The following is a 10,056-nucleotide window of genomic DNA, read 5'->3' as shown; positions in this document are numbered from 1 at the left end:
GCGCGGTGCACCGCGCCGCCGAGCTCGAAGATCATCTGGTCGAAGCCACGGGACGGCGTACCGCGCCGGCCGTGGCGGCGATCGCCTGATGCACCGCTTTTTTCGTCTCAGCATGGAGTCATGCTCATGACCAGTGACCGTAAGAACCTCATCATCGTGGCCGGCGGCGCGGGCTTTATCGGCTCGCATCTCTGCCGGGCCTTGCTGGACCAGGGCCGGGAGGTACTGTGCCTCGACAATCTTCAGACCGCGCGGCCGGGCAATCTCGACCCGCTGCAGCGGCATCCGCGTTTCACCTTCATCGAGCATGATATCGTCCGGCCATTGCCGGAGGCGGTGCTGGAGCGGGCCGACGCGCTCCTGCGGGTCTACAATCTCGCCTGCGCGGCATCGCCGCCCGCCTATCAGGCCGATCCCGAGCATACGATGCTGACCAACGTGGTCGGCACCAGCCACCTGTTGCGGCTGGCCGAGCGCGCGGGTGCGCGTTTCCTGCTGACGTCGACCAGCGAAGTCTATGGCGATCCCGAAGTCAGCCCGCAGCAGGAGGGTTATCGCGGCTGGGTGAACTGCACCGGCCCGCGCGCCTGCTATGACGAGGGCAAGCGCGCCGCCGAAGCGCTGACCTTCGATTATGCGCGGATCGGCCGGGCCGACGTCCGGGTGGCGCGGATCTTCAATACCTATGGTCCGCAGATGGACCCGGACGACGGGCGCGTGGTGTCCAACCTGATCTGCCAGGCGCTGTCCGGGCGTGACATCACCATCTATGGCGACGGATCGCAGACGCGCAGCTTCTGCTATGTGTCCGACATGGTCGACGGGCTGATCCGGTTGATGGAATCGGACATTGACGGGCTGGAGCCGGTCAACATCGGCAACCCCGACGAACGCAGCGTCAATTCGCTGCTCGACCGGATCATGGCGCTGACCGGCGCGACATCGAATGTCGTGCATCGCCCGTTGCCGATCGACGACCCGCGCCGGCGCCGGCCGGATATCGACCGGGCGCAGCAATGGCTGGGCTGGTCGCCGCAGGTGCAGATCGATGACGGGCTGGTCGCGACCTGCGCCTGGTTCGCACGCGAATTGGGCGCGGAGGATCGGCTGCGCCCCGACATGGCCGATCGGATGATGGCGCTGGCGGCCGAATGACCGCGTGATCGTCTATGGCGATCACGGCCGGCATGTCGATCCGGCGGTCGAGCATCGCCGCATCGCCGCGGATCTCGCCGCGATCGCTGCGTTGCCTCCCGGGCTGGAGCGTCATGGCCGGCTGGTCGGCGCGCTGATCGCGACCGGAATGCTGGTTCAGGGGCTGGCCGATCGGGGTGCCGGCGCCGCGGCCGTCGCAACCCTGATGGCGGACGCGACCCTGGTGGCGCGCGCGGTGATCGCATCCTGGGACAGTGACTTTGCCGAGATGCCGGCGCTGCCGGATCTGACGCAGCTGGACGCCCGGTCGGAGATGTGGCCGCATTCGGTGCTGTTGAAACTGCCGGAGGGCTACGCCTGGTATGCGCTCTACCCCGAAAGCTACGCGATCGCGGCGCGCCGGTTGCCCGTGACCGGGGCGCCGGTGGTGGTGGTCGGGATCCGCAGCATCGGCACCTCGCTGGCCGCGATCGTGGCCGCGGCTCTGGACGCGCCGCCGCCGATGACCGTGCGGCCGGACGGCCCGCCGTTCGATCGCCAGGTCGCGCCGCTGCCGCCTGTCCCGGACGGTGCGCAGGTGATCGTGGTGGACGAAGGACCGGGATTGTCGGGCAGCTCCTTTGCCGCGACGGCGGCGATGCTGGCGGAAATCGGGGTGCCGCCGGACCGGATCGCGTTCCTGCCGAGCCATGGCGGCGGGCCCGGCCCCGAAGCGACGCCGGTCATCCGCCATCGCTGGGCGACCACCGCGCAGGCCGTGGTGGAGTTCGAGGTGTTGATTCCGCCCGAACGACTGCGCGACTGGGCCGAGACGCTGCTGGGTCCGCTGGACGGCGTGCCGCACGACGTGTCGGGCGGGGCATGGCGGCAGGAACGCTATGCCGATCCGGCGCGGTGGCCGGCGGTGGCAGCGCAGCAGGAACGGCGCAAATATCTGGTCCGGCGGGGCGGGCGCCGCTGGCTGCTGAAATTCGCAGGGCTGGGGGCGGAAGGCGCGCGCAAACTGGATCGCGCGCGTCGGTTGGCGGCAGCGGGCCTGGTGCCGCCGGTGCACGGACTGCTGCATGGTTTCCTGATCATGGACTGGCTGGACGGCGCGGCGGACGACGCCGGGCCGGGGCCGATGCGCGTCGCGGACTATCTGGCGGCACGCCAGCGGCTGCTGCCGCCGCCGGAGGCGCGCGGTGCCGCCCTGGCAGACCTGGCGGAGATGGCGCGCCATAATCTGGGACGGGACATTCCGGCGTTGGCCGGGGCGGACCGGCTGGCGGGGCGGGTGGTGTCGGTTGCGATCGATGGTCGCATGGATGGGTGCGAGTGGATCGGTGGCGTGAAGGCGGATGCGCTGGATCATGACCGCAGCCACGATCTGATCGGCGCGCAGGATATCGCATGGGACGTGGCGGGCGCGATCGTCGAACTGGACTATGGCCCGGAGCAGATCGCGGTGCTGCTGGGTCGGCTGGAGAGCGTGTTGGCTCGGGCGGTCGATCCCGCGCTGCTGCGCTTCTACCACCCCTGTTATTGCGCCTTCCGGCTGGGGGCAGCGACCTTCGCACGGTCCGCCGCGACACCCGCAGACGCCGCGCGTCTGGACGCAAGAATCACCCATTATCGGGAGACAGCCGACGCCGGTTTCGCATGATCGAGGTTAATACCATGGAACCAGCATGTTGCGCGGCCGGTTCATCGGGAAAGTCTCGATGAATTGGATGAAGACCATGGCCTCCCGATCGCTGGTCGATGTACCCGCGCGTGCATCGCAATTCCTGACCGATAGTTTTCAACGCGGCCTCGCGCATTGGAACCGCGAGCGGCTGGAGCCGGGATTTCCGGTCGCCGACTGGCAGAGCATGCTGGACCGCGACACGCGGATGTTGCGGCTGGAAGGCGGGTTCATCGAGGAGCTGCGGGCCGAGGTGGCCGACGAGGCCGCAGCGGCACCAACCGATGTCGAGGGCTTCATCGCCTGGTTCGAAGGGCTGGAGGCAACCGGCCCTGGCCAGCATGATCCCCTGTTCGACTGGCTGGCCGAATCCGCGACGCGCGACGAACTGCGCTGGTTTTTTCAACAGGAGGCCGCCGGCGAGGCGGGGTTCGACGATCTGGTCGCGCATACGCAGGTGAAGTTGCCGGCGCGTGCCAAGCTGGAACTGGCGCGGAACTATTGGGACGAGATGGGACGCGGCAACCTGAAGGGGATGCACGGCCCGATGCTGGACGCGCTGGTCGAGACATTGGCGGTCGATCCCGTGATCGAAACGACGGTGTGGGAGAGCCTGGCGCTGGCCAACGCGATGACCGCGCTGGCGACGACGCGGCGTTATGCCTTCCACAGTGTCGGTGCGCTGGGCGCGATCGAGCTGACGGCGCCGGCGCGATCCGCAAAGGTGGCGCAGGGCCTGCGCCGGATCGGGTTGAAAGATCGGGAGCGCCGCTACTTTGACCTGCATGCCGTGCTGGACATCAAGCATAGCGCCGATTGGAATCGCGAGGCGGTGCGCCCCTTGGTCAGCGAGGACCCGCGCCGCGCGACCGCAATGGCGGAAGGTGCGCTGATCCGGCTGCGTTGTGGCGCCCGGTGTTTCGATCGCTATCGTGCAATGCTGTGGGCGTGAACCAGTCAATTGTTCTATGCCAATGATTTAGGACGGTTTGTTATAGACTTGTCTGTAACATAGGCTGCCCGAACAAAGATGTTGAATGCCGTGAAGCTGATTTATGTGAAGGCATGGTCCGTAAAACATCCTATGACTTCCTGTGCGTCAGCAAGCATCGATTGACGAAAGTCTCAGACCTTTGTCGACGTCGGTGATCAGTTCAGCGATAGAGCAGGATGAAGCCATGCAAGAAGCCGAACTTTCAGAAGTGGCGACGGTGACAGCGCGGGAGCGTGATGTTCTGCATTTGATGGCGGATGGCCATTCCGGCAAACAGATCGCACGGGCGCTAGGGATCGCGCCGTGCACGGTGGAGCGCCATATCGAGAATGCCCGCCTGAAAACGCGCACGCGGAACCGGTCGCATCTGGTGGCCTATGCGGCGCGGAACGGTTTGCTGGAGCGGAACGCCTGAACCGCTGCGCCGACCGTGGCCGGCGGGACGGGCCGGCGGGACGGGGTTGAGCATCGGGTGCGGATCCGTTAAGGGAACGGTATCGTACCATTACGGACCCGGGCATGAGCGCACAAGATCCTGACGATATCCACCGGGCGGACGGATCGCGCGGTGCCGGGCGGCTTGACGGGGCGGATCGTCACGCCGGGCGGCCTGCCGACGGCGATGATGACGATGGCGACGAGGATCGCGACAAGGGGCCGGGGTTGCTGGAGCGGCGACCCTGGATTCGTTGGGTCCTGATCATCGCGCTGGTGGCCGGGATCGCCATGCTGGTGATATGGTTGATCCACTACCAGACCCGCGGCAAATATGTGCAGAGCACCAACGATGCCTATCTGCAGGCGGACAGCGTCACGATCGCGCCCAAGGTGTCGGGCTATGTCCGCCGGGTGCTGGTCGCCGAAAACCAGGCGGTCGGCGCCGGCGATCCGCTGGTGGAGATCGATGCCGCCGACTACCGCGCCAAGACCGCTCAGGCCGAGGCCCAGATTGCGGTGGCCCGCGCCGCGGAGCAGGGTGCTGCCGCCGGCATCACGGAGCAGCAGGCTACGATCACCCGCGCCCAAGCCGATCTTGCCGCCGCACGACGGACCCTGGCGTTCGCGCAGGCGGAGGTGGACCGTTACGGGCCGCTGGCTGCGACCGGTGCGGAGACGCAGCAGATGCTGGCCCAGAAGCGCACCGATCGCGACCGGGCGCTGGCCCAGGTGGACGCGCAGGCCGCGGCGGTGCGCGTGGCGCAAGCGCATGTCGCCACCATCCGCGGACAGGTCGCGCAGGCGCGCGCCCAGGGTGCGCAGGCACGCGCGCAGCGTGCGGAGGCCGAAAGCGACCTTTCGGCCACCCTGCTGCGGACCAGCATTGCCGGCGTGGTCGGGGACCGGACGGTGCAGGTCGGGCAATATGTGCAGGCGGGTACCCGCCTGATGTCGGTGGTGCCGGTGCAGGCGCTGTATCTGGCGGCCAATTTCAAGGAAACCCAGCTTGGTCTGATGCGTGTCGGCCAGCCGGCGACGATCGAAGTCGATGCCTTGCCGGGCGTCGACCTGCACGGCGTGGTCGAGAGCGTTTCCCCGGGCAGCGGCGCGACCTTCTCGCTGATCCCGCCGGAAAACGCGTCGGGCAATTTCACGAAGATCGTGCAGCGCGTTCCGGTGCGGATTCGCATCGACGCCGGTCCGATGGCGCGCAAGATCCTGCGTCCCGGCCTGTCGGTGACGGTATCGGTGGACACCTATGGCGCCCGGAACGCGCGCAAGGCGCTGCGCGACGAATCGGAGCGGCGGCAGGAAGCCCGGCAGCGGTGAGCCGCGCCGCGTCCGCCCGCCGGCCCGCTGCAAGCGCCGCCGCGCCCCAGGACCGCGCCGACATGTCGGCCTGGCTGGCGGTCGCGGCGGGTACGCTGGGCTCGTTCATGGCGACGCTCGACATCTCGATCGTCAACGCCGCCCTACCGACGATCCAGGGCGAGATCGGTGCGTCGGGCACCGAGGGGACCTGGATCTCCACGGCCTATCTGGTGTCGGAAATCGTCATCATCCCGCTCAGCGGTTGGTTGGAGCGGGTCTTCGGACTGCGCACCTTCCTGATGATCGCAGCGATCCTGTTCACGATCTTCTCCGTGGTCTGCGGGCTGTCGACCAACCTTGACATGATGATCGTCGGACGGGTGGGGCAGGGGTTTACCGGCGGGGCGATGATCCCGACGGCTATGACGATCATCGCAACGCGCCTGCCCCCGCAACAACAGCCGATCGGCACGTCGCTGTTCGCGGCGACCGCGATCCTGGGGCCCGTGCTCGGGCCGATCATCGGCGGCTGGATCACCGAGAATTACAGCTGGCACTATGCGTTCTTCCTGAACGTGCCGGTTTGCGCGGGGTTGATCACGCTGCTGCTGAACGGGCTGCCGGCGGGTACGCTGCGGCTGCATGAACTGGCGCGGGCGGACTGGCTGGGGATTGCGGGTCTGGCGATCGGGCTGGGCGGACTGACCGTCGTCCTGGAGGAAGGGCAGCGCGAGCTGTGGTTCGAATCCACGCTGATCCTGCAGCTGACCGCGCTGTCCGCGGTCGGTTTCCTGCTGCTGATCGCGGGCCAGCTGCTGGCGGAACGGCCGGTCATCAAATTGTCGCTGCTGTTCGATCGCCAGTTCGGCAGCGTGTTCGTGATGGGCCTGGTGCTGGGTATGGTGTTGTACGGGACATCCTATGTGATCCCGCAATTCCTGGCCAATGCCGCCGGCTATAATGCGCTGCAATCCGGATCGGTGGTGTTCATCAGCGGGATCCCCAGCCTGTTGATGATGCCGTTCGTGCCGATCCTGTTCAAGCGTCTGGACGTGCGGCTGGCGGTCGGGTTCGGGTTCATGATGATGGCGCTCAGCTGCTGGACCGATACGACGCTCACCATCGATTCGCGCGGCGGTGCCTTTACCGATTCGCAGCTGTTGCGCGGGGTGGGACAGATCATGGTGATGCTGTTCCTGAACCAGTCGGCGATCAGCGCGGTGTCGCCGCGCGACGCGGGCGATGCATCCGGCCTGTTCAATGCGGCGCGTAACCTGGGCGGATCGGTCGGCCTGGCGCTGATCGCGACGGTGCAGGACAAGCGCCAATATTTTCACGAACAGACATTAGCGACCTCGGTTCAGGCGAACGGCGTCCTGACGCAGGAGCGCATGCAGCAGATGCAGGCGGGATTCGGCGGCGCGGGCGACCCGGTGGCCGGAGCGATCCGCCAGCTTTATGGCCAGATCCAGCAACAGGCGCTGGTGATGAGCTTCAACGACCTGTTCGTGGCGCTGACGATCGGCATTCTCGCGGCGATGCCGCTGATCCTGTTCCTCCGGCCGCTTCCGAAAGCGGTCAATTCAGCGGCGGTCCACTGATGCCCAGCCTGTTCCGTAAGCTTGCGATCCTCCTGTCGAACGCGGCGGTGCTTGCCGGGTGCACGGTCGGCCCGAACTATGGTGGTGCACCACAGGTGGCGCCGCTGTCGACTGCGCGTGCCGCGTTCCAGCGCGCCGGCGACGTCCCGACCAATGCCGCCGATCCGGTCGCCCGCTGGTGGACCGCACTGGGCGATCCGCTGCTCGATCGGCTGATCGACGAGGCGCGGGCGACCAGCCCGTCGCTGGCGATCGCGGAGGCGCGGCTGCGCCAGTCGCGCGCGACGCTGCGCCAGCGGGAGCGCGATACGGCGCCCAACGCCAATGCATCGGCCGTCTATGCCCATGCGGAATTGCCGGAGGGCATTGCGGAGAGCAGCGGATCGAGCGCGATCGATTTCTACAATCTCGGCTTCGACGCGAGCTGGGAAATCGACCTGTTCGGCGGACGTCGTCGGGGGGTGGAGGCGGCACGCGCCAATGCGGGCGCGGTCGAGGCACGGCTTGCGGATGCGCAGGTCAGCCTGGCCGCGGAACTGGCGCAGGATTATGTGCGGCTGCGCGACCAGCAGGCGCGGCTGCGGCTGGCGCAGGAAGCGAGCACGCTGCAGGGCCGGATGGTGTCGCTGACGCGGCAGCGGTTCGCGGGCGGCACGGCATCCGCGCTGGACGTCGAACGGCTGCGCGCGCAGCTGGAAACGACGCAGGCCGGACTCGTCCCGCTCCAGACGCAGGTCCGCACGTCCTACGACCAGATCGCGGTGTTGACCGGGCGGGAGCCGGGGACGCTGGACGCCGTTCTGGCGCCGGTCGGCATGGTGCCGCTGCCGCCCGCGCAAGTGGCGGTGGGCGATCCGGCGGCGATGCTGCGCCGCCGCCCGGACGTCCGCGCCGCCGAACGCGCGCTGGCGGCATCGTCCGCGCAGATCGGCGTCAATGTCGCCAGGATGTTCCCGACGGTCAGCCTGCTGGGGCTGATCGGGTTCGGAGGCGCCGATCCCGGCGATATCGTCGATCCCAGCGCGCTGACCGTGCTGGCGGCGCCGATGTTGCGCTGGAACTTCCTGAACTTCGGGCGGGTGCGCGCGCAGGTGCGGGGCGCGGAGGCGGCGCGCGACGAGGCCGTGGCGCAATATCGCCAGACGGTGCTGGCCGCGTTGCAGGACGCGGAATCGGCGCTCACCCGGTTCGGTGGATTGCGCAACAATGTCGCCGCGTTGCAGCGGGCGGAAGCATCGGCGACGCGCACCGCGGCGCTGGCGCGGACACGCTATGCCGGCGGAACGGCGACGCTGACCGAAAGCCTGGACGCCGAACGCCAGCGTCTGTCGAGCAGCCAGTCGCGTATCCAGGCGCAGGCGGAAATGACGAACGCGTTCATCGCGCTGCAGAAATCGCTGGGGCTGGGCTGGACGGACGGCTGGGTGGCACCGGAGGGCGCAGCCGTCGCCAAAACAGCGGATTGAAAATCGTGCCGACTCGTGATCTTCTGTCCACCGACCGCGGAAAACGCGGCGGGAGATGGAGAGATGCGGATCTTGTCACGATTCCTGGCATGGTTCTGTGGGGCCTATGCCGAAGGGCTTCGCTATCAATGCGGACACAATCATCGGCGTACGCGCAAGCGCGTGCGACGCGGCCTGAGGGTACCGCAAGGCTAGGATTCCCGGCGCAGAGGATATGCGCGTGACCCGGGGGGCGGTGCGCGTGGGGCGTCCATCCCCGGCGCAGGCGGCGCAGATCGAGACCCGGATCCTGGCGGCGGCGTGGGACGTGCTGCTGGACCGCGGATTGGAGGATTTTACGATCGATCAGGTCGCCGCACTGGCGCAGGCCAGCAAGCGGACGATCTACGGGCGTTTCGCCAGCCGCGCCGCGCTGTTTCGCGGGATGATCGAAATGCGGACCACCGCCTTCATCGAATCGCTGCGGCCGGAAACGGAGGGCGGGAGCCTGGCGGACAGCCTGGCGGACCAGGCGATGCAGGTGCTGGCCTTCGTCCGCAGCCCGGAAGGACGCGCGCTGTCCCAGTTGGAGGAGCGCGCGCTACGGTGTCATGACGATGGTGAGAAGCCGGTTCGACGGTCGGTTCACGAGCGCGCGATCGCGATCGTTTCCGACATGTTGCGAAAGGCGTGCGGCCCGGACCTGATGCCGGTCGACGCGATTTCCCATGCCGCGACATTCTGGGTCGCCAGCCTGATCGGCTATGGCCGGATCATCGGCGGGGATCCCGACCGCATCGTCGACGATGCCGCCTGGGCACGGCGCCATACCGCTCTGTTCCTGCGCGGCATCCTTCCCGGTCCGGCGGAAATCCATCCCGCGGAATCGTGATTGCCTTCCCTTTACGTTAAGGGCATGTAGCCGGCAGGCGCGGTTCGACCGCGCAACGCTCGTCACCGGCGCCAAGACCGGATCGGTGCCCGTTCAGGAGAGTATCCATGCTGACCATGCTGATCGCGGCACTGCTGGCCGCACCCAACCCCACCCCGGATGCTGTTGTCGGAACCTGGCGCACCGAAGTGCGCAACGGCATCGTGGCGATCCAGCGCTGCGGTCCGTCGATTTGCGGCCGCCTGGTGACGTCGGACGGCATGAAGGCCAATCCGGCCCTGACCGATGCCAACAACAAGGATGCCGCATTGCGCAGCCGGCCTTTGCGCGGCCTGACGATCCTGAGCGGGTTCAAGCCTTCGGGTGGGGGCGTGTGGTCCGACGGGACCATCTACAACGCCGATGACGGCAAGACCTACAGCGCACGGCTCACCCCCGAGGGCGCCGACCGGCTGAAGGTCCGCGGCTGCATTTTCGTGCCGCTGTGCAAGACCCAGACCTGGACCCGCGTGCGCTGATCCGCGGCGCGTCCCTGTATATTATCCCTGCCAGAA

The 10,056-nt window shown here is 67.6% G+C and carries 9 protein-coding genes; all 9 read left to right on the top strand.

The features are described from left to right. The first annotated feature begins 120 nt into the window (after nt 1-120). The 9 genes from VF649_RS15175 to VF649_RS15135 all read left to right on the top strand — a co-directional run bounded on the left by VF649_RS15175 (nt 121) and on the right by VF649_RS15135 (nt 10,020). Nucleotides 121-1,155, top strand: a complete 1,035-nt coding sequence (locus VF649_RS15175) for an NAD-dependent epimerase/dehydratase family protein (RefSeq protein WP_414713697.1) — start codon at nt 121-123, stop codon at nt 1,153-1,155. Between the two features lie 4 nt (nt 1,156-1,159). Continuing rightward, nucleotides 1,160-2,800 (top strand): hypothetical protein, encoded by a 1,641-nt coding sequence (locus VF649_RS15170; protein WP_331012792.1) that lies wholly within the window; start codon nt 1,160-1,162, stop codon nt 2,798-2,800. Between the two features lie 67 nt (nt 2,801-2,867). Next, complete coding sequence (locus VF649_RS15165; RefSeq protein ID WP_331012791.1) at nt 2,868-3,773, top strand: iron-containing redox enzyme family protein; 906 nt, start codon at nt 2,868-2,870, stop codon at nt 3,771-3,773. Between the two features lie 142 nt (nt 3,774-3,915). Next, nucleotides 3,916-4,230, top strand: coding sequence for a helix-turn-helix transcriptional regulator (locus VF649_RS15160; RefSeq protein WP_331012790.1), 315 nt, complete (start codon nt 3,916-3,918; stop codon nt 4,228-4,230). 104 nt (nt 4,231-4,334) lie between these two features. Further along, entirely contained in the window at nt 4,335-5,582 is a 1,248-nt protein-coding gene (locus VF649_RS15155; RefSeq protein WP_331012789.1) for an HlyD family secretion protein, read from the top strand. A 62-nt stretch (nt 5,583-5,644) separates the two neighbouring features. Beyond that, entirely contained in the window at nt 5,645-7,165 is a 1,521-nt protein-coding gene (locus VF649_RS15150; protein WP_331012795.1) for a DHA2 family efflux MFS transporter permease subunit, read from the top strand. Next, nucleotides 7,165-8,631 carry an efflux transporter outer membrane subunit gene (locus VF649_RS15145; RefSeq protein ID WP_331012788.1) on the top strand — a complete coding sequence of 489 codons (1,467 nt, stop codon included), beginning with the start codon at nt 7,165-7,167 and terminating at the stop codon, nt 8,629-8,631. The genes VF649_RS15150 and VF649_RS15145 overlap by 1 nt, the downstream gene beginning before the upstream one ends. Nucleotides 8,632-8,851: 220 nt before the next feature. Beyond that, nucleotides 8,852-9,502 (top strand): TetR/AcrR family transcriptional regulator, encoded by a 651-nt coding sequence (locus VF649_RS15140; RefSeq protein WP_331012787.1) that lies wholly within the window; start codon nt 8,852-8,854, stop codon nt 9,500-9,502. Between the two features lie 107 nt (nt 9,503-9,609). After that, nucleotides 9,610-10,020 (top strand): DUF2147 domain-containing protein, encoded by a 411-nt coding sequence (locus VF649_RS15135; protein WP_331012786.1) that lies wholly within the window; start codon nt 9,610-9,612, stop codon nt 10,018-10,020. Nucleotides 10,021-10,056: the final 36 nt, after the last annotated feature.

The sequence above is a fragment of the Sphingomonas sp. genome (assembly GCF_036387535.1).
GTDB lineage: Bacteria > Pseudomonadota > Alphaproteobacteria > Sphingomonadales > Sphingomonadaceae > Sphingomonas_R.
This window is presented reverse-complemented; position numbering and strand designations above follow the sequence as displayed.